This window comes from Eubacterium sp. MSJ-33, assembly GCF_022174665.1.
Classification (GTDB): domain Bacteria; phylum Bacillota; class Clostridia; order Lachnospirales; family Lachnospiraceae; genus Coprococcus_C.
Window position 1 is genome coordinate 1,122,501 of record NZ_CP076562.1, and the last position, 23,423, is coordinate 1,145,923.

Genomic DNA, 23,423 nt, shown 5'->3' on the forward strand with positions numbered 1-23,423 from the left:
GCCCGACTTACAATGGCAACTGTATTCTGCGCAGAAGCATCTGACAATGTACCGGAATCCTGCTGCACCGATTCTGTCGTTGCTGCCTGATTTGGCTTAAATAAATCCTGTGTCTGATGTTTTCCTTTTTTTAGGCTCATCATCCATATTACCAGAATAACTGCCACAAAAATACAGGCATATCTGCATAACACCTTCATTTGCCGACGTCTTTTTCTTCGTCTGCGTTCCGATATCTTTTTATTTCGGTTATTTCTTCTAATTTCTTCTCTCTGTCGTTCCTGCAAGATTGTTCGCCTCCTGACGGAATTTAAATCATTTGGAATTATACCCATATTTCCCATCTGTTCATTCCGTCTGTATCCTCTATTTTCCATATGTTACATGCACTCCTTTATGTATTAATAACAGTTTACATAACGAATGCATCGTTTTTGTCTCAAATGCGCATCATTTTTGCATCATTTTTTAATATACCGCATATCGTCAAATTATTCCATGCTTATTTTAACAATTTAATAAATTACATTTGACATATCCATATCTTCAATACCTGAATCCTCTGTTCCATCCCCTTCTTTCATCCACATACCTATCTGCACACTTTCCATATCCGAATCCAAATCAGACTCATACTCATCATAGCAATCCTGCACCAGGCTCCCATTCTCATCCATCTTACATACGGTTCCCTTCTCATTGTATATACCGTACTGGTATTTCTCTGCGATAACAGCTTTGGAAACACCCAGATTATCTGCCATATACTGTGCAATATCTGCTTTTAACAGTTCCTGCCACTCCTCTTGTGTTATTTCCGCGTAAACAGTATACCCTAATATTTTTCCGGTTTCCACGTCAACTTCAATATACACATAATCCATAGACACCTGATAGGTCATATATGCAAGCATCAGGTATTGATTCATATTTTCCAGATTCACCAGGCTTTCATAATTGAAGCCAATCGTATCGGCATCCATGTTTTCAATCTCAAAATCAAACTGTGGCAGCAAATGTATATCCTGCATCTGCTTCACCTGCATCTGCACCTGCGCCTGCAATTTTTCATTACCTTTGAACGCATACGCATTATCTGACGGATATGAGGATGATACATGGAGTTCCATATTTCTCCAATCCAGCAGATCCAGTTTTTCTTCCATAGACATTTTAGATGCCTCATCCAGATATGATACATCAGCTTCCTGGATATATATTTTATTCAACTCACTGTTATCCATCATTGCAAATATGGTTTTTGGAGCCAAAATACCAAGCAGCAGCACCCCCACGCCCGCAATTGAGCACAGCAAATTCTGAATCCAATGTTTTTGTGATCGTTCTTGTTGTTTCTCTGTGTTTTTCTTATTTATTTTCTTTGTATTTCCTGTTTTCCCCATTATTCATTTTCCTCCATATCTGTTTTCGCCATACTATGCCTGCATACAGATTCCGGAAAGCAGACGCTCACCTGTGTTCCAACACCTTTTTTGCTCATTATCTGCAAATTTGCCTGATGAAGTTTCACGATTTCACTGCAAATTGCTAATCCGAGTCCGGCTCCGCCATTGGCACGGGAACGGGACTTATCCACCATATAGAATGCTTCTGTCAGCCGGTTCACATTCTCGGCATCAATTCCACATCCATTGTCCTTGATTCCAATTCGGTATTCATCAGAAATCCAGACACCAAATAATGATATTTTTCCTTTTCCATCCATTGCTTTTCTGGCATTATCGAACAGATTGATTAAAACCGTCTTCATCAAGTCCGGTTCCATCTTCACTACCGCCGGCTGAACATTTACTGAAAGTGCAATGTCATATTTATCTGCAACCGGAAGCAGAGTCTCATAGACTGTGTCTGCAAAATTTTGTATATCCATTTCATAAAATAAAAAATCCTGCTTTTTTAATACAATCAGATCCATAAGTTTCATTGACATTTTCTCCAGCCGTTTTCCTTCCACCACAATCTGATTGGCATAAGTGATCAGATCTTCTTCTGACAGATGATTCGAACGAATCAGATCGGCATATCCAATCATAGAGGTAAGCGGTGTTTTGAGTTCATGTGCAAAATTATTGGTAAACATTTCCTGGCTTCTGTTTTTCTCCTTCAATTCCTCCATCGTCTTATTCAGGCTCATAGACATGCGGTTAAAATCATCCGCCAATATTCCAATCTCATCTTTTCCGCGTTTTTTTATCCGGATACCCGCCCGTCCGCCGGCAACCAGTTTCGTTGCTTTCGATAGTCTCCTTATCGGAGCGACAATCATGTTATTCAGAATCGCCACCAGCATCAGACACACAGCCATAACCATAATCATGATGACACGAAACATCCGTAACTGTGCATTCCGTTTTTCATATTCTCTTGTAATATCCAAAAATGTTTCCACATAGTAATCCCGTCCTAAGAATTGGAAACTGATTCCTGTATACAACAAATACCGATCTCCATTCTTTACGATCGAATACCCCTCCTGTCCGGATTCCAGACTGTTTCGGCATATGGAATCACTCATTTCAACATAATCTTTTGTACTGAATATCCGCACTCTTTTATCCGACCAAAGCGAAAATTGTATTTCTTCTCCTGCATTCCGAATGGATGTTGACCGAGCTGCCTGACGCATGATCACATTTTTCTTGTTCTCATACGCCTCATCCTGATAAATAAGATTTACAATTCGATTTGCATTCTGCACAAGATTCACACATACAATCGATGCATTATCATATCCGTTTTGAATATCCTTTTCTCTTGCACTTTCAAACCCGGAACGAATCAGAATAGTTCCGCAGACAGAGAATGCCAGCATCATACATGTGCAAACTGATAACAGTAATTTCCAGAATAATTTCAATCCTTTACCTCCAGCCGGTATCCCACTTTATATACCGGTACGATTTTCTCTTCAAGCCCAAGTTTCTTCCGTAAACGCTGTACATGCAGGTCTACCGTACGGCTGTCTCCATAATAAGGTTCGTGCCAGACGCTTTCAAAGATTCGCTCTCTGAAAAGTGCCACATTGGGATTGCGCATAAACATAACAAGAATCTCATATTCTTTCTTCGTCAGGTGAATTTCTTCCCCTGATTTTTTCACCCGGAAAGACTGTGTATCAACTTCAACATCATATACCCTCAATGTCTGTGATACTTTATTATAACGGCGCAGCACACGTTCTACCCGTGCAAGCAATTCAATGATTTCAAATGGTTTTACCATATAATCTTCCGCGCCGAGTTTCAGTCCTTTTACCTTATCCTGTACATCTCCCATTGCAGTCAGAAAAATAACAGGCACATGATAATAATTAAAATACTCCATCAAAGAAAAGCCATCCGGTCCGGGCAGCATAATATCCACCAAGGCAAGATCGTAGTTTTCTTTTTCCAACTGATCCGCAACCGACATACCATCATAAACGCAATCGCATAAATACCCTGCATTGCGCAGGCTTATGTCAATCACATTTGAAATAGATGTATCATCTTCCACAATTAATATTCGATTCATTCCAAAACATCTCCCAGATATATTATTCTCCTACAAGCTTACGCCCGAATACATGCTTCATACACAATCACACCAATTTATTGATTGCACAAAAACAGAGAGAGGCCATACCTGACTTCTCTCTGTTATAATACATCATTTTTGCATCATTTTAGCATCATAAATAACGGATTTTCGAAATTTATGTAAATTTTATGCAAATACCTGTTTAATACTGTCATAATGAAGAAACTTTCCCTGTACACCAAGCTCTTTGATTTCATCGGCTGTCGCAAGCATATAACCATCTGTCTCGGCTTTCTGCAAATGCAGATCCGACTCTGAAAAATCACCTGTGAAACAATAAATGTCCACAAAATAGTTATCTCCTTCATCCGGATTTTCACGTGTATAAGAAAAGACATAGCCACCCGCAAAATCCGATACATCCAGTCCCGTTTCCTCTTTGATTTCTCTCTTTACAGCATCCAAAGATTCCTCACCTGCCTGTGCCGCACCACCGGATACTTCCCAATGTCCCGGCGCCCATGCCTTTGTCATAACGCGCTTCGTAATCAAATATTTACCATTTACATGACGGATCACACCAAGTACCGTCAAATGAAAATCCCCTGGCTGCATATGCCAGTCATTTCGCTTCATTGTACGTCCGGTCCGCTGCTTATTCCGATCGTAGATGTCCCATAATTCCATATATGTCCTCCTGTTATTCCGCCATGTACTTACTGAGCAAGATTATACTTCTGTAAAAAGTTAAAGAGAGCCCCTAACAGATTTGAATCATTTCCAAACTTACACAAGTCAATCTTCATACGATCATAAATATACGATAACCGTCTCAGTTTAGTGACGTATTTTACAATGCCTTCCAGGAATTTTGGCTGTGCCGTAATACCACCGCCAATCAGGATTATCTCCGGTGCAAGTGTAATGTACAAATTACAACAATGCCATGCAATATTAAAATACATATCCTCCAGAATGTCCTGCACTTCCGGATCTGTCTCTGCCATCTCGTAAATTTGCTCTCCGCTGATATTTTTCCAGTCCATGCCTTTCAATTTGCCAACCTTTATCCGAAGCGACTGAACAGATGCCTGCTGTGTCCAGATTGCGGGATCCGGCAATATCCGTTTCTTACCATCGTACTTCTGGATTGGGAGGATTTTATCCACGTTATCTCTTGTTAATCCGTCATACAAAAATGACATTTCACCGGCAATCATGCCAACGCCATGACGAATTTTACGATCAATTACAATACCTCCACCGACACCGGTTCCAAACACAAGCACACATGCATCCTTACAATCTTTCGCATTTCCAATCCAGATTTCTGCAAGTGCTGCACATTTGGCATCATTTTCCAAAGCAACAGGCACATTTCCACAACGTTTACTAATCAGATTTCCAAGCGGCATACGATCTAAATATGGCAGACTTCCACCACCATACACAATTCCCTGTGCCACATTCACCTGTCCCGGCAGGCTCAATGCTATACCTGTAATCTGATACTCTTTGCTATACTTGCTATAAATAATATCAATCTGATTCAGAAACTCCTCGATTCCTACCTCCGGTTTTACTGTATATGGTGTAATCTCGACACCTTTCTCATCCAGTTTTCCCTCCCAGAAAGGTGTGGGAACCTTATACTTCTCATAGATTTTACCACTTTTGTCAATTATGGCATATTTGATAAATGTACCACCAACATCAAATACAAGATACATAGGCATACCTCCTTATATTTTTTATGTCATTACATGCCAGTGTAATAACATGTGCACACATCAGTGTGCTTTCTTATATAGTTTACTCCGCGCACCACAAACGATGCACGGAGTATTCTGTTCTTTCATTACTTATTCTGTTAACCAAATGCTGTCATCCACGCTTTACATTGTTACGCCACCACAGTAACGCAGGAAGATTACGATCATGGAAATCGTAACGACGATAATCATCGCCGGAGCGGCTGTCTTACAGTATCTGCCCCATCCGATCGGATAACCGTTCTTTGCTGCCACGGATGTACCAACAACGTTTGCAGAAGCACCGATTGGTGTTGCACTACCACCGATATCAGTTCCGATAGATAATGTCCATGCAAGGCAATCAAGCAATGGCTGGTTTGCGCCTGCCAGGCTCTTGATGATTGGAAGCATCGTTGCTGCAAATGGGATATTATCTACAAATGCACTTGCAATCGCAGAAATCCAGATGATGATTGCTACCATTACGTATACATTTCCGCCGCTGACCTTACCAATAAAGGATGCAATAGACTTCAGGATGCCTGTCTGCTCCAGTCCGCCAACAACAATAAATAATCCGATGAAGAATAACAGTGTCTTATAATCTACTTTTTTAATCAGTTCTAACGCATCTTTTCCCGATGTAACCAGCGTAATAATTGCGATAACTGTACCGATAAACGCAACCGTCAATCCTGTCGATGCGTGCGATACAAGAAGTACCACTGCACATGCAAAAATCACGCTGCTGATGATAAACTTCTTCTTGTCTGTAATAGCTGTAGAAGGGTCCGGGATGTTGGATGTATCCAGCTCCTGTGACTCCTCGGACAGCAGCTCCTTACGATATACAAGATAGAAATAAATAATAACTACAACAAGACAGATGCCGGCTATCAGACCTGTATTTGTCAAAAAGTCTGAGAATGAAAGTCCGAGCCCTGTTCCGATGATGATATTGGGCGGATCACCACACATCGTTGCGGAACCACCTAAGTTCGCACAGAATACCTCCGACAGAATCATTGGTACCGGATCTAAATGCAATAACTTCGCAAGTTCGATCGTAACAGCAGCAAGGAACAATATAACCGTGATACTGTCAATGAACATAGACAAAACAGCTGCCATAACCATAAATGTCACAAACAGCGGTATCGGCTTATAATGCACCAGCTTCGCAAGGCGTAAGCATAACCACCGGAAGAATCCGGCCTTTGCCATACCTTCTACCATTACCATCATACCTGCAAGGAATATAATCGTCGCCCAGTTGATACCGGATGACTCCTCGGAACCCTCACCGGATGTAATCCAGAATCCCTTCGTGAAAATATTCTTTACATTCAAGGTCTCGATGACCGCGTCCATGCTATGCATTGCTACACCAAATACAAGAATCAGTGTCAGCGCACCAGCCACGAGTGTGATGTACTGCTTCTCAATCTTATCCAGCACCATCAACACAAACATGACTACAAAGATGGATACAGCCAAAATCTGTGCTACTGTCATATCATCGTCCTCCTTTAATCTATGTTATGCCACATATGTACCTGTGACAAGTTGCACATTGATTTTTCAACCTGCATTATAATAGCATTAAACATCGAAAAAAGGAACAACTTTTTTTACTTTTTTTACATATTAAAAAGAGTTCTCAAAATATGTATATTTTATTGGTTATAGATATCCTCTTTGTTCATGGATGTAAATGCAAGGATTCCCTTTGCTTTTACCTTTCCATCAACCATTACCTTCGCATTAAACTTCACCAGTCCGGCACCGCCGCTTTCCTTACGGACTTCGATCTCCAGACAGTCGCCCGGAATGACCGGTCTTAAGAACTTGAATTCCTCGCACTTTAACAGCACATAAATCTTATCGTCCTCCGTGCCCTGACTCTCCATCGTAATCGAGCAAAGCTGCGCACACGCCTCAATCACAAGCACGCCCGGCATAATCGGTGCATCCGGAAAGTGTCCTGCAAAATATGGTTCATTCACAGAAACGCATTTGATTCCCTTTGCATATTCGCCGTCTTCCACTTCTAAAACCTTCTCAATCATCTGAAATGGCGGGCGCTGTTTGATTCTTTTTTGTACTTCGTTGATATTCATCATTACAGGCTCAACCCTCCATCCAATACAATCACCTGTCCTGTCATATAAGAACATGCAGGTCCGGCAAGCATCGTAACTACATCTCCAATCTCTTCGGCTGTGCCAAATCGTTTCATCGGAATATCCTTTAAGTATTCTTCCTTCTTATCTTCCGGCAATGCCTCTACCATATCGGTTGCGATAAAGCCCGGTGCCACTGCATTGACACGGATTCCATATGGTGCAAGCTCCTTTGCCATCGTGGCTGTCATAGAGTTTACAGCGCCTTTTGTTGCACTGTATACACTCTGTCCCGGTACTGCAAGCTTAGAACTTACAGATGATACATTCACGATCACGCCCTGTTTCTTCGAAAACATCTTTAAGACTGCCTGCTGGGTACAATACATGTATCCCTTAATGTTCAGGTCAAGACACTGATTGATCGTATCCGGATTCATCATCAGGACAAATTCATCCTTTACAATCCCGGCGTTGTTGACAAGGACATCTAACTGTCCAAATGCGTTTATTACCTCACGCATCATTGCCTTTACTTCGGCAAGGTCGGATACATTTGCCTTGATAGCAACTGCCTCGCTGCCTGCGGCCTTGATCTTCTCTACGACCTCGTTTGCGGCTGCTTCGTTTGAGTTATAATTGACAGCTACCTTGTAGCCTGCCTCTCCAAGCTTGATTGCACACGCGCGCCCGATTCCACGGGACGCACCTGTGACAAGCGCTACTTTACCATTTGTCATGTTTTTCTCCTTTATTCTGTATATTCTACAATTGCGAACCCCACATATCTCGAATATATATTTCCAGTTTGTTCATTCCATATACAATGTATTGAATCTAAGAAGTTCTAAATGTTCTGATATATGTATCTATAATATGCGCCACCGCCGTCAATTCGCCATCCATGGCTCAATGACGGCTTGTTTGAACATCGTGTTCAAACATGGCTAATATTATTACAGAACATTAAGAACTTCTAATATTCAAACATATCGTATATGTTCATGAAACAAACTGGAAATATATAATTCACTTTATCATTTTGTTCGCAATTGCCTCTATAATTATCTTTTTATAATCCATACTATACCACTTTCTTTAAGATGACTGCGGCGTAGCTGCCACCGATGGCACAGCTTGTTGCGAGTACATACTTGTATGCGGATGTATCGACAACTTCCTTCGTTACCTCTTCTGTTGTTACATAGTATGCATTCTGTCTTGCGGCAAGATCTCCGGACAATGTAAGTGCGGCATGTGCAACAGACAGTGCGGAGCTTGCGGCTCTGCCTTCACCTGTATAATCCCTGACCTGATGTACAGGAATCTTTCCTGCAAAAATTTCTTCATAGACATGGCGTTCCAATGTATCGACTTCATCTGCACCGTTTGCAAATCCGTAAACGGCATCGATCTGATCTAATGTGATACCTGCCATAGCAGCTGCATCTACGATAGCGTTCACAAGTCCCTTCTCGGTACCTGCGACATCACCATAAGCAACTCCTTCGTGAGTCATGGCATAACCACATACCTCTGCATACTTCTTCGCATTATGGCTTGCTGCATATATCTCGTTCTCTAACGCGATACTCGTACTACCATCTGCAAGCACGAATCCGTCGCCGCCGGCGTATGCCTGCTTTACATCACCGGCTACTTTACCAAGCTTCGCGTAAAGCTTCTCCATAACCTCGCTGTTCTCATCGGTACCGGTTGCAAGCATTGCCTTGCCACGATTCTGTTTGATCTCGTTATATGCATAACACAAGCTGCTCATACCGGACTGTGCACCATTTGTCACTGTCACATTGTAACCACGCATACCTGTCTTGATGGAAAGATATCCGCCGGCTGCATTGTAAACGGTATTCGGGAAGTTGAAGGCAGAGCCTGCGGTTGTTCCGTTCTCTGAGATATGCTCCTGGAACTCATATACCGTTGTAAGCGGACCATCGCCGGTTCCAACAATCATACCAAGCTCTTCTGCATTCTCCTCTGTCACCTCGATGCCTGCCTCCTGCAGTGCCTCAAGACCGGAAATCACCTGCATCAGACTGAATTTGTCGAGCTTTCTGTAGAATGCCATCTTCAAGCCATATTTATCGTAATCTTCTTTTCCAACATTTGCATGTACAGACGCTGCTTCCGGCTTTGCCTGTGCATTTATCTTGTCGATATAATTTGCTACACCATTTCCAAGTGGGCTGACGATACCGAGACCTGTGATATATACCTTCTCGTCATTTTCTGTCTCCTTCACATTGCCCGGCTCCTTCGAGAAGATGATACTTGCGTTGCTTCCTCCAAAGGCAAAGGAATTGGACATCACATAGTGAAGATCCTTTTCCTTCATTGTATTCGGCATGAAATCGAATGTGCCTGCCTTCTCACCGAGTGCTTCGATATCCTCCTCGGAATATCCGATTGTTGGCGGAATCTTGTTTTCTGTCAATGCCTTAATCGCGAATACAGCCTCAATCGCACCGGCTGCGCCTAAGCAGTGTCCAACCATTGCCTTTGTCGAGCTGACACTTAAATCCGGATTTGCCTCATCGAAGATTGTATGTAAGGAAAGGAATTCTGCCTCGTCGTTTTTCGCAGTTCCCGTTCCGTGTGCGTTTACATATGCAACATCCTTTGGCTCAATGCCGGACTTCTCGATTGCCTGACGGATTGCATACATCTGTCCAAGTCCGTCCGGACGTGGTGCTGTAATATGATGCGCGTCACTGCTGATACCTGCCGAAAGCACGTCACAGTAAATCTTCGCATTTCTCTTCTTTGCATGCTCATAGCTCTCCACGATGATCGCACCGGAACCTTCACCGAGTGTGATACCATTGCTATGGTTAAACGGCGAACATGCCTGCTCGGAAAGTGCATGGAGGGCTAAGAATCCCGAGAAAGGAACAGATGCAAACGCATCCGCACCTCCAACGATAAACGCATCTGCCACACCGGCACGGATCAGCTCACATGCATAGGCAATACTAATCGTACTTGCGGCACAGGCATTACCGACATTTGTGACAACGCCCTTAGCACCTGCCATATTTGCCACATGGTTTGCGATAGAGGCGATCGTCATCTTATTAATATCATCTGCATGCTCTCCCTTTGTTACATAATTTTCTACACTGACAACACCACCGACGCAGCTTCCCATGACAACACCGACACGACCGGCATTGCTCTCGTCAATCACAAGACCGGCATCATCGAGTGCTTCTTTCGAAGCCTTCAGACAGAGCTTGCTGACACGGTCAACCTCCTTTGCCTCATCAATCTCATCAAGAGTATCACAATGCACTTCTGCACCGAGGTTTGCATAACAGTCGGTTGTATCGACGGATGCCACCTTATCAATTCCGGTTTTTCCAGCCAGTGCATTTGCGAAGCACTCCTCCACGTTATTTCCGATTGCGCTGATCATACCAAGTCCGGTTACAACGCAACGTGTATTTGTAATCTTATCCATTGTTATCTCCTTTTTATGTCACCACGCATTCGCGCGTTTCCTATCTACCTGTTCAGAATACACAGGGCTGCCCCAAAGTTTTCTTTCGGGACAGCCCTCTTTGTATGACTTCCTATTACATGTTTGCTACAACGTACTTTGTAAGGCTCTCGATGTTGTAGAAGTGCTCTTTTGCAACACCTGTCATAGCTACGCCGTAAGCAGAATCGATACAAGCGATAATCTCCAGGGAATCAACAGAATCAAGTCCAATTCCATCACCAAACAATGGAACTTCATAATCTAATTCTTCCTCAGGGATTCTAAGATTCTTTGAAAGCATTCCTTTAATGTTCTCAGCGATTTCTAACTCTTTTTCGTTCATTCTATGTATCCTTCCTTTTCTTATATTTTCCCCCGAATAAACGGGTATATTTAAAGAGTGTTGCCACTCCAAATATCATGATTGTTTCTTTACGCCATAAGTATCACGCAGCTTATAGATTCTGTCTCTGCAGACACCGGCATATTTCTTTAAGACAACGGATGGTCTGCCCTCTTCATTCAAATTCATCTCAACCGGCTTACCGATGATGATGTGCATACGATGGAACAGCTTGAATTCCCCGTCAATCACGACCGGTACAACCTGCGCCTCTGCCTGCCTTGCAAGCATCAGAAATCCAGGCTTAAATTCATCCATCACTCCGGTATGGCTTGTATGTCCCTCCGGAAATATATAGACCGGACAGCCCTCATTCATCTTCTCCAGCCCCATAGACAACCAGCTTGTATCCATCTCCTGCCGGTTCATCGGGATATATGGAAGATTCCGGAACAGCCAGTTAATCTTCTTCCTGTCGTACCAATCTCTTGCAACAAAGGTGTGTACCTTATATCTGCCAAGCAGACGCGTCATATAGAAGCCATCCACATGACTTGTATGGTTAGAATAGACAACACAGCTGCCCTTCTTCAATGCTTCCTTCGCTGCTTTTTTGTCTTCCCATGTCACTTTTGGCGGATAGAGAATCCGAATCACGCCATTTGCAATAGCAAAAGCAAGCTTCGCCGCAAATCTCTTTAGCATCTCCATGATGTTACACCAGCTTTCCGTAAGGACCAACCTCCGGGTTGTCCCAGTTCATATTAATTGCCATCTCGAATGTACTGTGTCCAAGCAACGGCCGTTGCAGCTTATTCCATGTACGATCCGATAAGCAGCCTTCCCTAGCATACTCGCGGCCGGCATCCGTGAATTTCTCCAGATATCGCGCCACCTTCTGTGCAAAGCCCTGCTCCGAGAGCGGTCCACCCTGCGGTGCCAGCACCGTCGTGTATTTCCCTTCTCCGCAGATCCGGTCAAACTCTGCAAACACGGCATCGTAACAGTTGTCTGTCACCTCATAGCCACATGTAGATACTAATATCAGTTTTTTCTTTTCCAGCTCCGGATACCGCATATTATGTAGGAACCTATGATTTTCCTCATCTCCCGGATTCCCGCGATACTCCTTTACATAAGAGATCATACGATCCGTAAATGCCTTCATCTTCGAAGGCAGTCCAAAGAAATAAAGCGGAAAGCTCTCAACAATGATATCGCTGTCCATCACCATCTGCCGGAGCTCGTCCATATCGTCATGGATACAGCACTGTCCCGGTGTTGTCTTCCAACAGGCAAAGCATCCATGACAATGGTCAATCCGCTTGTCCTTCAATGCTACCTCACAGACTTCCGTGTCCTCTCCATATTCTTCCACCATACCCTTTACAAATGCATGGGCAACTTTTAAGGAAGAGCTGTACTCTCCACGCAAGCTTCCATTAATCAAAAGTATCTTCATCTTCGCTCACACTTTATCTTCTAATTTCGCTATATTCTCCTCGCATATATCCGTTTGTTACCAGTATATACGTAGAAAATCACTGTGTTATTTTCGCATATATTCGCATCTCCTACAAGTGTCAAAAAACGGAATGTGTATAGTTTTTACACATTCCGTCTGATTTGCACAACTTTTTATCCGTTCTTATTCGCCAAATACCCGCTTCATCACCGTATCTTCACGCAGCACCTGTTTTGCTTTCTCCCGATACTTTTCCTCATGCAGATAGGTATAACGGTTCGGCTTAATCTGTGGAGCCATATCGATTGCCGCCTCATAGTCTGCACGGTTTAATCCAAGTGTCGCTACAAAATCCCAAAAACCGGTATCCGTAAATATCTTGTTCACACGCACATACCGGTGATCTTGTACGACTGCCATCACATAGGTGGCGATTCCGACCTGTACCCCATGAAGCTGCGGCACTTCCAACAGCTTATCAAGTGCATGTGAGATCAGATGTTCACTTCCACTCGTTGGTGCACTGCCTCCTGCAATCTCATTGGCAATTCCACTCATCGCCAGTGAATCAACCAGTTCCTTCAAAAACAGGTTGTCCTGAATACTCTCAAACGGCGTCCGCACAAAGCTGTTGACCGCTTTCTTTGCAATCATCACAGCGAAATCATTTACCTCGGACACACCATGCTCTGCCTCGAAAATCCAGTCGTAAAGTGCTGTGATCTTTGATACCATATCTCCAATACCCGAATATAAGAACTTCGCCGGGGCTGATTTTAATACATCGGTATCGACCACAATACCATATGCCATACGCGCCGGCACAGAAGTACGCTTGCCATTTACCAGAAGAGATGCACTTGCCGAAGAAAATCCATCACTTGATGCGGATGTCGGCATGCTGATAAACGGAAGTTTCTTAAGATATGCGGCATATTTACCGGCATCAATCACTTTGCCACCGCCGATACCTAAGATGACCTGCGTCTTTGCATCAATTGTGAATGCAAGATCAATGATATCCTTGATATCCGTTGTATCCAGTTCGCAATACGAAAGTACTTCAATATCCGCCTCAGAAAGAGAGTCCATTACCGTATTCCCAAACATCTCAACAAGTCCATTGCCAAAAAATACAACCGCCTTTTTAAATCCGCTTGATTGCAGATATTTTCCTACGTTTCCAAGTGTTCCGCTCCCAATCTTCAAGATTGTCGGAATCGCAATATGAGATCCTGCCATGTGTATACCCTCCTGTCACTCTGTCCTTTTATTTTCTTGTGCTTAAGTTTTTGAAACAATCTAATGTTTTGTCTCTATCTATTATCTGGGGTTTTATTCAGATTATTCAATAGTACCTGGCCGACACCATCCACTGCTGCAATAGCCTTCTCCATCAGCGCTACCGGATCCTGTTCCACACGTCCGCGTATCCATTCAACTGCATTTTCCGAAAGCATCTTCGCAAGTATATAAGATGTATCCTTGATTGCCTGTTCCTTGTATGTGATGTCCGGATTTTGCACCATTTCTTTTTCTGCATACGCCTGCACGCTCCGATAAATGGATCCGTAGCTGATTTCCAAAAGCTGGTCGCCAAATGCATCCCGTCCCATCGACCGGTAAAGATTTCTTATAAAGCTTTCATTTTTCTTGCCATACTGTCCAATAAAACGCATATTACTCTTCCACGAGTTCTCCAGATTCTCCTCATCTAAGACAAATAATTTCTTCGCCTTTGTGACAACAATCTCCTCCAACAGTGCATAGATATCCTGATAGTGATAGTAAAATGTATTCCTTGTAATTCCGATATAATCGGTTACTTTTTTTACAGTAATTTTATCGATAGGCATCTGCTTGGACAGTTCGATAAATCCATCCATGATTGCCTGCTTTGTGAATTTAGACATGTCATCTTCCTTCCCGTACATTACATCTGTTCTGTTTTTCTGAGATAATCCTCACATTGTTTCCGTGCAAACGCCTGCAATTCTTCACCATATTCTAACCGCAATCTGCACAATGCACATTTCGCCTGCCGCACATAAGCAATATACGCTTCCCTGTCTGCAAATTTCCGTATGCCAAAAAGCACCGCCTGCATATAACCTGCGGCATCGTCTTCTTTCAAAAATGCACGCAGGGCAAAATCCCAACGTTCGTACCAGACATCCGTTCCAATCTCGCCACCAGCCAGCAGATCTTCTGCCTTCAGAAATCTTGGCACAGCCGCCAGCAGTTTTGCAATTTTTGCTTCTCGATCTCCACTGAGTGCTAAGATTTCCAGATTTTCGCAATCATCAAACACGCCATTTCCAAAGCGAAGATTTATAAATCCATCCATTCCATCTGCCACTACCTCGACCAGATGTTCACAACGGGCAAATGCATAATCGTCCAGATAACGCAAGTTTTTCCCAAGATGTACGCACTTTAAATTTTTCTTATCATAGCATGCCTTTTTCCCTAGCTCCGAAACTGGAAGAACACGTGTATAACTTTTTCCCTGTATATCAAACAACGTAACCGGAAGTTCATCCGGTAGCACTAAGGTCTCCGTGTCACTGTCGATATGTTCAATCCGGACACGATCTCCATCGAGCAATGCAAGCCCTTTTTTTATTATACAGGTAAATGAACTTTCTTCATAAAGGCAGCTAAATTCATCCTGCGTCATACTTTTTATCCCTCATTTTAAAGCTTATTCTCTTCTTCCATGCAGAGTTTGCATGTGATGAACATCCTGTTTCCTACATCCGTGTACTGTATCATACCACCATTTTCATCGACGATTCTCTGAATGATCTGTGTTCCATATCCATGTATACTTTGATCTGTCTTCGTTGTCTGATATCCCGTTCCTGTATCATTCAAACACAGTTTCTGCGTGCTGTTCTTTGAATTCTGTAATTTCAGATTCATCATCTGTGTCACCGGATCTTCAGTGATTGCAACCTGAATTTTTCTTGGTTCTGTCTGCACACATGCTTCGATCGCATTGTCCAGCAGATTCATGATCAGACTGACCAGTGCCATCTCATCCATACGCAGATTCCCGGTCATTTTGCCCTGTACATCACACACAATCTGCTTTTGTTCTGCTTCCTGTATTTTCTTCTGTAATACAAGTTCCAGTAACTGTCCATGTGTAACAGTTCCCATACTCTCCCGCATGACCTGCACAAGCCACTGGTATTTCTTCAGTTCATGGTTCATCTGTCGATATGACTGATTCTGTTTTGTTACATCTGCGTATTGCTTCTGCATCTGTCCGATACTCTGCTCCAGCCTCTCGCATTCTGCCTTTGCCCGCTGTCGTTCCTTAAAATAATGTGCCTGCACAAAGGAAACTCCCACAATCAACAAAACCAGAAGCAATATCCCCATCGCTTTTTCCATCGGCAATCTCCTTTATACATGCTGCTCTATTAACCGCATATACTGCTCATGAAACTGACTGCGATAAGTCCGTCCGATCGGCAATTCTACCCCGGATGTCATTTCAACAGTCTCCCGCTTGCATACCTGAATATAATTATAATTTATGATATATCCGCCATGGCACCGCAGAAAGTTTCTGCCTAATTGCTTCGCGATTTTTGACAGAGACTGATAGCAACAATATTCCTGATTCTTTGTGTGCAGAATAACTCTGCGTTCCTGCCGTTCAATATATTCAATATCACTTTGTCTTAAATATACCGTTTTTCCATGTTCCCGCAGCTCATAAATATCATGCTCTTCCTGATCCCGGTAAACCTGAAATGCTTTTTCCATTGCACGTGGCAGCATTTTCTCCATATTCTCTTTTAATACAAAATAACAATGGATGGTATCATACACTTCCGGTGCGAATTCGAGTACCCATGTCAGATAAATAATCTGGCAAACCGGAAGCTTCTGATTGATTTCTCGGCTCAAGGCAATCCCGTCAAAGTTCTGACCTGTATATTCGATATCCATAATTGCAATATCACACGCAATGTCTCCTACTTCCAGCATCAATCGCAATTCCTGCGGTGTAACGATTGCAATATCCGCTTCATTTACCGCTTCGCAAGTAAGTAAGACCCTTTTTGCATGTTCTGCATCCTTCTGTTCATCATCGCATATTATAATATTCATACTAACTGTTCCAATTCATTTTTTCTTCTTGTATCACACGTCAGCGTGCTTCATTATATCTTATGTCACCATGCGCCAGCATGATGACCTGCGCACGCATCAGCGTGCTTCATTATATCATGTCGCCCGGCGGCTCCATGTGTGTTTCGCAATATGCCGGCTTGTGCAAGCACAGCCGTCGCATTGCTCATTATATCATATTTTCAGACTGATTCGGCAGAAACACGCAAATCTGCCGTTCTCTTCCGTTTTTCCGCAGTTGCTTACTGCCATCATATTTCTTAATCAGCGCATCTGCAAGTGCCGGCTCCTTCTTGTGCAGCAGGCGTTTACCCATCACATAATCCACATCCAGAAACAGACTTCCTTTTCTCTGTCGAACGGTAAGCTGCACAAACGCATCCGTGTCTGTCGAAGTTTGTGCAAATGCCATCTCTAACATCGCATCGACAATAACCGTTACATCGAGCTCTGCCATATTGGATATGTGCAATGGTTCTACAACCGCGTCAAACAAAAGCGTCCGCCCCTGCGCACGTTTCGTATAATCTGCGACCACTGCATCCAGTGTAACATTTCCACTCAATGCCTGTCCATAGACAAATGGCTGTTTCACAAGATCCTCATAATGTGCCAGACTTTCTGCCTGCAGTTTTTGCAACATTTTCTGCTCCTGTTTTCGCCACACGATATCAAGTTTATTATACACATATGGTACATAATTACAAACCATAACCAGAGATACAACCCACACGATACCCAGTGCCAGAACCTCGTATCCTGTAATCGTATTTTTCCTCATCTGGTCAATCAGCTTCCAGCGGGATGCCAGTGACACATACGAGATAAACGTATAGCCAAACACAATCCGTTTATAGATATATCCGCTTCCCTCATACTCCTGCTTAAACATTTTCTTTAAGACAAGTGCCGAGAGAATAAATGCCAGTGACATCACGCCAAACACCAGAATGCACGCCCGAACAGGGGCAACCGGTGCAAAACTCACTAATTTTATCAGATCTTCACTTAAATCCGGAGATGCGTAACCGAAAATCGAAAATAACAGACTTGTCATGCCCTGTTCCAAAATCAGTATACAATAATTGCGCCAGAAACATCCCTCATTATTGATTACAATTAACAATGCCAGCATTAAAATCTCCGACAGTCCGGTATAAAACCAGATTTTCTCTCCATGATAGAACATCATAATTTCGTAAATTTCAAAATACCCGACAATCATAAGCAGAGACAGCATCCGCACCCATATGCTCCGCCGTCTCCGCTTAATCAAAACCATGCACGTTATAAACAGCCACACGGAAATCTCTAACCCCAGTGCCCACACGGAAAATAATTCTTCTACCATAGTACCCCCACGTACAATTTATCCTTCTGCTTCCAGTCTCTATACCTGTTTCGGCAGAAACACGCAAATCTGCCGTTCTTTTCCTTTTCTTCTGATCTGTCTACTGCCTTCATATTTCCTGATCAGTGCGTCTGTAAGCGTCTGTTCCTTCTTGCACAAAATTCGTTTTCCTGTCATATAATCGACATCCAGAAACAAGCTGCCCTTTCTCTGCCGCACGGTAAGCTGCACAAACGCATCCGTGTCTGTCGAAGTTTGTGCAAATGCCATCTCTAACATCGCATCGACAATAACTGTTACATCCAGTTCTGCCATACCCGATATATGTACCGGCTCTACGACAGCATCAAACAAAAGCGTTTGTTCCTGCGCACGCTTCGTATAATCTGCCACCACTGCATCCAGTGTAACATTTCCACTCAGCGTCTGTCCATAGGCAAACGGTTCTTCTACCAGCCGCTCATAATGACGTTCACTCTCTGCCAGCATCTGTGCCAACATCTGCTGTCCTTTTTTCTGCCTTTTTGATTCTGACCGATTATAGACATACGGTACATAATTGCAAAGAATAATAATTCCTATGATCCAAACCATATACAGGGCTATAAAATTACCGATTTCCACATCCCCCTGTCGTATCCGGTCAATCAATTTCCAGCGCGAAGCAAGGGATACATATGCAATCAGAATATACCCGATCATGATATTCCGGTACAGATGTCCATCCCCGGTATATTCCTTTCGGAAAATAAATTTCAGAACAAGTGTTGCAACGATACAGCTAACATTCATCAAACCCAAAATCAAAAAATTGGTAACAGTAATCGGAAGCGGACGAAATCCGACAATATTCATTTGATACTCCTGCAATTTTGGAAATGGCAGTGCCATCATTGAAAAAACCAGACTTCCAACCCCCTGCTGTAACACAACGATGCAGAAGTTTCTCCATAGATCCCCCTCGTTATTCACGGCAACGACCGTCATCATGACCGCAATCTCCACAAGTCCTGCCGGAAACCACGCTACCTCACCGTGATAACTCATCAAAAACTCATACAGTATAAAATATACAATCAACACAGCCCACATGCCTGCATGAAACAGAAACGATCTCGGTTTCCGTTTCAGCAGGAACATGGAGCTTATAAACAACCATGATCCGGTTACAAGCCCTAACATAACAAGCTTATAAGCGTTTTCTGTCATACCCACACCCGTTCTATTACAATGCCTTCATCCGGTCGATTGCCTTGACCGTATTCTCATAGGTTCCAAATGCAGTCAGACGGAAATATCCTTCGCCGCTTGGTCCAAATCCCGAACCCGGTGTACCAACGACATTTGCCTTCTCTAACAGATAGTCAAAGAACTCCCAGGAACTCATACCGTCCGGTGTCTTCAACCAGATATATGGTGCGTTCACACCACCGGATACGGAATATCCGGCACTCTTCAATCCGTCGAAGATATATTTTGCATTCTTCATATAGTACGCGATCTGCTCACCGGTCTGTTTCTTTCCTGCCTCAGAGTACACAGCTTCTCCGGCTGCCTGTACAATATAAGGTGCACCGTTGTATTTTGTTCCGTGGCGTCTTGCCCAAAGTGGATTTAAAGCAACACCATCCGCGGACTTTAACTCCTTCGGAATCACTGTGAAGCCAAGTCTTGTTCCTGTAAATCCGGCGTTCTTCGAGAAGCTTCGAAGCTCAATCGCACAGGTTTTTGCACCGTCACACTCATAGATGGTATGTGGTACATCCTTTTCACTGATATATGCCTCGTATGCAGCATCGTAGATGATCACTGCATGCTTTTCGTTCGCATAGTCCACCCATTTCTGCAACTGATCCTTTGTGATCGTTGCACCGGTCGGGTTGTTCGGGAAGCACAGATAGATGATATCCGGTGTCTCCTCCGGAAGCTCCGGTGCAAATCCGTTTTCTTCCTTACATGGCATGTAGATCACATCGCTCCAAAGTCCGGTTGTTGCATCATACGTTCCGGTTCTTCCTGCCATAACATTCGAATCTACATAGACCGGATATACCGGATCGCAGACAGCGATCTTATTGTCAAGGGAAAAGATCTCCTGAATATTTCCGGAATCACATTTTGCGCCGTCGCTGACAAACACTTCGTCGATTGCAATATCAACACCGCGTGCATTATAATCGTTCTTCACGATTGCGCTACGCAGAAATTCATAGCCAAGATCCGGTGCATAGCCCTTAAATGTCTCCTGCACGCCCATCTCGGATACTGCCTCATGCAGACGGTCGATGATGGCTGGTGCCAGTGGCTGGGTTACATCCCCGATACCAAGACGGATGATCTCCTTGTCAGGATTTGCTTCCTGATATGCACGTACTTTCTTGCCGATGGTTGAGAAGAGGTAACTTCCCGGAAGTTTCAAATAGTTGTCGTTTACTTTAAACATGTCTTTTCCTCCTAAATTGTACAATATACGTATTCTTATACGAGTTGCCCGGATTATACAATTCTCCGCAGACACGCTCTCGCTCAGTTCAACACGCAGTGGTACTAAACTCATGCCAGGCAAGCCGGCACTCATTAAGTACCAGCGTGTTTCAATGGTCTGCTTGAGAATTGTATAATCCGGTCAACTCTATTAACATTTTCTCTAATATAATAGTTTAAATTTCTAATCCGTCTCCATTATATTCTATCCGATTTTGCAAACAAAATATATGTTTTCGTAAACTCTGCCCTGTCTGGATTATAATCCCTATACTTCAATTTCTCCGTCGAAGACGACCTTGGCAGGACCGGTCATATAGACGATATTTTCGTCGCGGTCCCAGCGGATGATGAGCTCGCCACCAAGCAGCTTCACCGTCACTTCATCTTCTGTCTTGCCATTTAAGATACAGGCAACGGCGGTCGCACATGTACCGGTTCCACAGGCAAGTGTCTCACCGGTTCCACGCTCCCACACACGCATCTTCGCATACGTCGGACTGACTAACTCGACAAACTCTGCATTGACACGGTTTGGGAAGATTGGATTCTTCTCAAACAGCGGTCCCACTTCCTCTAACGGGAAGTTCTCGACGTCATCCACGAAACATACGCAATGTGGATTGCCCATAGATACACAGGTAATGCGATATTCCTTTCCTGCTACCGTGATTGGATAATCTTTCACAAGTTCCCCTGCATCCGGAAGCTTCACCGGAACCTCCTCCGGAGTAAGAATCGGTGCACCCATATTGACACGCACAAGCTTTACTGTCTTGCGTCCGTTTTTTTCCTCATCGCCAAGTGTAAACTCTAGGTATTTGATACCTGCCAATGTCTCGATCGACACAGACGTCTTATCGGTCAATCCATAATCATACACATACTTTCCGACACAGCGGATGCCATTTCCGCACATCTCGCTCTGTGTGCCGTCCGCATTGTACATATCCATCTTGAAATCCGCCACTTCTGACGGTTTAATCAGTATCAGTCCATCCGAACCGATTCCAAAATGCCGGTCTGATACCCGTACCGCAAGCTCCGACGGATGTTCTACCTTTTCTTTGAAGCAGTTGACATAGACATAGTCATTGCCAAGTCCTTCCATCTTCGTAAAATGAAGACGCATACGCTCACCTTCCATCTTTTTTTCGTTTATTTTATATTTTACTCGTTTTTCCAAACTAAACCACTGAAATTTTACCATAAAAAAAAGGAGAGTGCAACGCACTCTCCAATAGAATCTGATATTTACCTTATAAGCATCACAGTACAAAGTTTGGATACATATATATCAGATACTGTCCTTCTATGATCTGTCCATCCACCGCACTGACCCCAAACAGAAATCGTTCTCTATCCTCCCCGGGATATCCATAATACGCCCACACCGGAATCACATTATAGTTTCCGTCTGTATAATGTACATAAACATAATTTAATTTCACCTGATCCACCGTTATTTTTTTAACATTCGCATAGAAATCTGTTTTTTCAAAATTCTGCATGTATTTCTGTGCAGCCGCATCAATCTGTTCCAAAGAAAGATATGATTCTATTTTTGTACCCTTCTCCTCCACATTGTAAAATATTCCCTGCATGTTCACTACAGCAACGCCATATTCATCTACAGCAACCAGAATTGACTCAAGTGGTGCCGACAATTCCTCCTCCACACCAAACTGAAGATCCCACGCACCTGCCGATGCAGCAAACGGAATTCCATCCTTTACACGCGTATAAGAAAAGCAGTACCATCGATCCACCATGTCTGACTGCATAGATGTACTATCCGTATCTTCTTCTAATTTTGCTCCAATTCCAACTTCATAGCAGGAAAAATCCGCATACCCAATATTCACAAGAAAGTCATATGCCCTGGACTCTGCGTCTTCCAAAACAAGCCCTTTTACTTCATCCGCATCTGTTTTTGTACGTACATAGATGCCAGATGCATACATCGGCGAATACATATCATACCTCATATATCTGACATTGGAAGAAACCTCACTTTTTTCGCTGTCGTAATAATACATTTCATATACATATGGTACACCCGCAATTTCTCCGTCCGCTCTCGCAAAGCTGGCAGCCGACTTATCCGGAAATGTCATCGTATAGATTGTATCCCCCGTTCCTGCAACAAAAGTCTCCTTGGACGGCTGTTCCAGATAATTTTCCACGCTTTCAAGATCTGCCTGCAGACCTTTCTCCATTATCGCATTCATCGTATCTTCTTCTAAGTCTGTCTGTACCTGCAGTTCCTGCTGCCTCTGTCTAAGCTCCATCTGTCTGTCTTTCAATTCCTGTTCACTGCACACTTCCCTTGGTTTTACAGACTGTACAGTTCCCTCGTCAAATGCTGCATAGACATGTTCCTTCACATACATCTCATCAAACTCCACAGGCTTTGCTCCATAGCAATAACTGTCTGCCAGCCTGTCTCCGCCTGCCACATCCACATCCACCGTAAATGTGATTTCCGGTTCACTTACCAGTTCATACTCCAAATGCCCCGAAATGCTGTTTCCATCTGCGGATGAATCCACCGCCAAATTATTCTTCTGATAATCCTTCGACAGATCATCGTCCCGGTTCTTTGCACATCCAGCCAGACACAAAACAGACATTCCAATACATAACACTTTTTCCCATCGTTTCATATCAATTTCCTCCCTTTGGTTTTATAACCTAAGTGTAGCACAGGAA

General features: G+C 43.4%; 23 protein-coding genes (1 of these 23 only partly in view). All 23 read right to left on the reverse strand.

Annotation, left to right across the window (positions count from 1 at the left end; translation table 11 throughout):
* Positions 1-377, reverse strand: the start of a protein-coding gene (locus KP625_RS05205) for a C39 family peptidase (RefSeq protein ID WP_238299651.1). It extends 748 nt beyond the left edge of the window; the window shows 377 of its 1,125 coding nt (coding positions 1-377); the start codon lies at positions 375-377; its stop codon lies beyond the left edge, outside the window.
* 138 nt (positions 378-515) lie between these two features.
* The gene (locus KP625_RS05210; protein WP_238299652.1) at positions 516-1,403 is read right to left on the reverse strand and encodes a hypothetical protein; all 888 of its coding nucleotides are present in this window, start codon (positions 1,401-1,403) and stop codon (positions 516-518) included.
* Complete coding sequence (locus tag KP625_RS05215; protein WP_238299653.1) at positions 1,403-2,878, reverse strand: sensor histidine kinase; 1,476 nt, start codon at positions 2,876-2,878, stop codon at positions 1,403-1,405. The genes KP625_RS05210 and KP625_RS05215 overlap by 1 nt, the downstream gene beginning before the upstream one ends.
* The gene (locus KP625_RS05220) at positions 2,875-3,534 is read right to left on the reverse strand and encodes a response regulator transcription factor (protein ID WP_238299654.1); all 660 of its coding nucleotides are present in this window, start codon (positions 3,532-3,534) and stop codon (positions 2,875-2,877) included. The genes KP625_RS05215 and KP625_RS05220 overlap by 4 nt, the downstream gene beginning before the upstream one ends.
* A gap of 192 nt (positions 3,535-3,726) precedes the next feature.
* The gene (locus KP625_RS05225) at positions 3,727-4,227 is read right to left on the reverse strand and encodes an NUDIX hydrolase (protein ID WP_238299655.1); all 501 of its coding nucleotides are present in this window, start codon (positions 4,225-4,227) and stop codon (positions 3,727-3,729) included.
* Between the two features lie 29 nt (positions 4,228-4,256).
* Positions 4,257-5,270: an ROK family protein gene (locus tag KP625_RS05230; protein ID WP_238299656.1), complete on the reverse strand. Its 1,014-nt coding sequence runs from the start codon at positions 5,268-5,270 to the stop codon at positions 4,257-4,259.
* Positions 5,271-5,435: 165 nt separating this feature from the next.
* Positions 5,436-6,809: an SLC13 family permease gene (locus KP625_RS05235; protein WP_177969406.1), complete on the reverse strand. Its 1,374-nt coding sequence runs from the start codon at positions 6,807-6,809 to the stop codon at positions 5,436-5,438.
* A gap of 161 nt (positions 6,810-6,970) precedes the next feature.
* Entirely contained in the window at positions 6,971-7,417 is a 447-nt protein-coding gene (fabZ, locus tag KP625_RS05240) for a 3-hydroxyacyl-ACP dehydratase FabZ (protein WP_177985754.1), read from the reverse strand.
* Positions 7,417-8,157 (reverse strand): 3-oxoacyl-ACP reductase family protein, encoded by a 741-nt coding sequence (locus KP625_RS05245; protein ID WP_238299657.1) that lies wholly within the window; start codon positions 8,155-8,157, stop codon positions 7,417-7,419. The genes fabZ and KP625_RS05245 overlap by 1 nt, the downstream gene beginning before the upstream one ends.
* 344 nt (positions 8,158-8,501) lie before the next feature.
* The gene (locus KP625_RS05250; protein ID WP_238299658.1) at positions 8,502-10,898 is read right to left on the reverse strand and encodes a beta-ketoacyl-[acyl-carrier-protein] synthase family protein; all 2,397 of its coding nucleotides are present in this window, start codon (positions 10,896-10,898) and stop codon (positions 8,502-8,504) included.
* 115 nt (positions 10,899-11,013) lie between these two features.
* Positions 11,014-11,262, reverse strand: coding sequence for a phosphopantetheine-binding protein (locus KP625_RS05255; protein WP_021984116.1), 249 nt, complete (start codon positions 11,260-11,262; stop codon positions 11,014-11,016).
* Positions 11,263-11,337: 75 nt separating this feature from the next.
* Positions 11,338-11,973 (reverse strand): lysophospholipid acyltransferase family protein, encoded by a 636-nt coding sequence (locus tag KP625_RS05260; RefSeq protein WP_177969403.1) that lies wholly within the window; start codon positions 11,971-11,973, stop codon positions 11,338-11,340.
* Between the two features lie 4 nt (positions 11,974-11,977).
* Positions 11,978-12,724 (reverse strand): flavodoxin family protein, encoded by a 747-nt coding sequence (locus KP625_RS05265; RefSeq protein ID WP_238299659.1) that lies wholly within the window; start codon positions 12,722-12,724, stop codon positions 11,978-11,980.
* A 186-nt stretch (positions 12,725-12,910) separates the two neighbouring features.
* The gene (locus KP625_RS05270; RefSeq protein WP_177969401.1) at positions 12,911-13,969 is read right to left on the reverse strand and encodes an iron-containing alcohol dehydrogenase family protein; all 1,059 of its coding nucleotides are present in this window, start codon (positions 13,967-13,969) and stop codon (positions 12,911-12,913) included.
* Positions 13,970-14,043: 74 nt separating this feature from the next.
* Positions 14,044-14,640 carry a TetR/AcrR family transcriptional regulator gene (locus KP625_RS05275; RefSeq protein ID WP_238299660.1) on the reverse strand — a complete coding sequence of 199 codons (597 nt, stop codon included), beginning with the start codon at positions 14,638-14,640 and terminating at the stop codon, positions 14,044-14,046.
* Positions 14,641-14,660: 20 nt separating this feature from the next.
* A complete protein-coding gene (locus KP625_RS05280) occupies positions 14,661-15,407 on the reverse strand; it encodes a leucine-rich repeat domain-containing protein (RefSeq protein ID WP_238299661.1) in 747 nt (248 codons plus the stop codon).
* 17 nt (positions 15,408-15,424) lie between these two features.
* The gene (locus tag KP625_RS05285; protein ID WP_238299662.1) at positions 15,425-16,129 is read right to left on the reverse strand and encodes a GHKL domain-containing protein; all 705 of its coding nucleotides are present in this window, start codon (positions 16,127-16,129) and stop codon (positions 15,425-15,427) included.
* A gap of 12 nt (positions 16,130-16,141) precedes the next feature.
* Entirely contained in the window at positions 16,142-16,855 is a 714-nt protein-coding gene (locus tag KP625_RS05290) for a LytR/AlgR family response regulator transcription factor (RefSeq protein ID WP_238299663.1), read from the reverse strand.
* A 190-nt stretch (positions 16,856-17,045) separates the two neighbouring features.
* The gene (locus tag KP625_RS05295; RefSeq protein ID WP_238299664.1) at positions 17,046-18,227 is read right to left on the reverse strand and encodes a hypothetical protein; all 1,182 of its coding nucleotides are present in this window, start codon (positions 18,225-18,227) and stop codon (positions 17,046-17,048) included.
* A gap of 39 nt (positions 18,228-18,266) precedes the next feature.
* Entirely contained in the window at positions 18,267-19,436 is a 1,170-nt protein-coding gene (locus KP625_RS05300) for a hypothetical protein (protein WP_238299665.1), read from the reverse strand.
* 16 nt (positions 19,437-19,452) lie between these two features.
* Positions 19,453-20,670, reverse strand: a complete 1,218-nt coding sequence (locus KP625_RS05305) for an LL-diaminopimelate aminotransferase (RefSeq protein ID WP_238299666.1) — start codon at positions 20,668-20,670, stop codon at positions 19,453-19,455.
* 309 nt (positions 20,671-20,979) lie between these two features.
* A complete protein-coding gene (dapF, locus tag KP625_RS05310; protein WP_238299912.1) occupies positions 20,980-21,843 on the reverse strand; it encodes a diaminopimelate epimerase in 864 nt (287 codons plus the stop codon).
* 136 nt (positions 21,844-21,979) lie between these two features.
* The gene (locus tag KP625_RS05315; protein WP_238299667.1) at positions 21,980-23,377 is read right to left on the reverse strand and encodes a DUF6034 family protein; all 1,398 of its coding nucleotides are present in this window, start codon (positions 23,375-23,377) and stop codon (positions 21,980-21,982) included.
* Between the last annotated feature and the right edge of the window lie 46 nt (positions 23,378-23,423).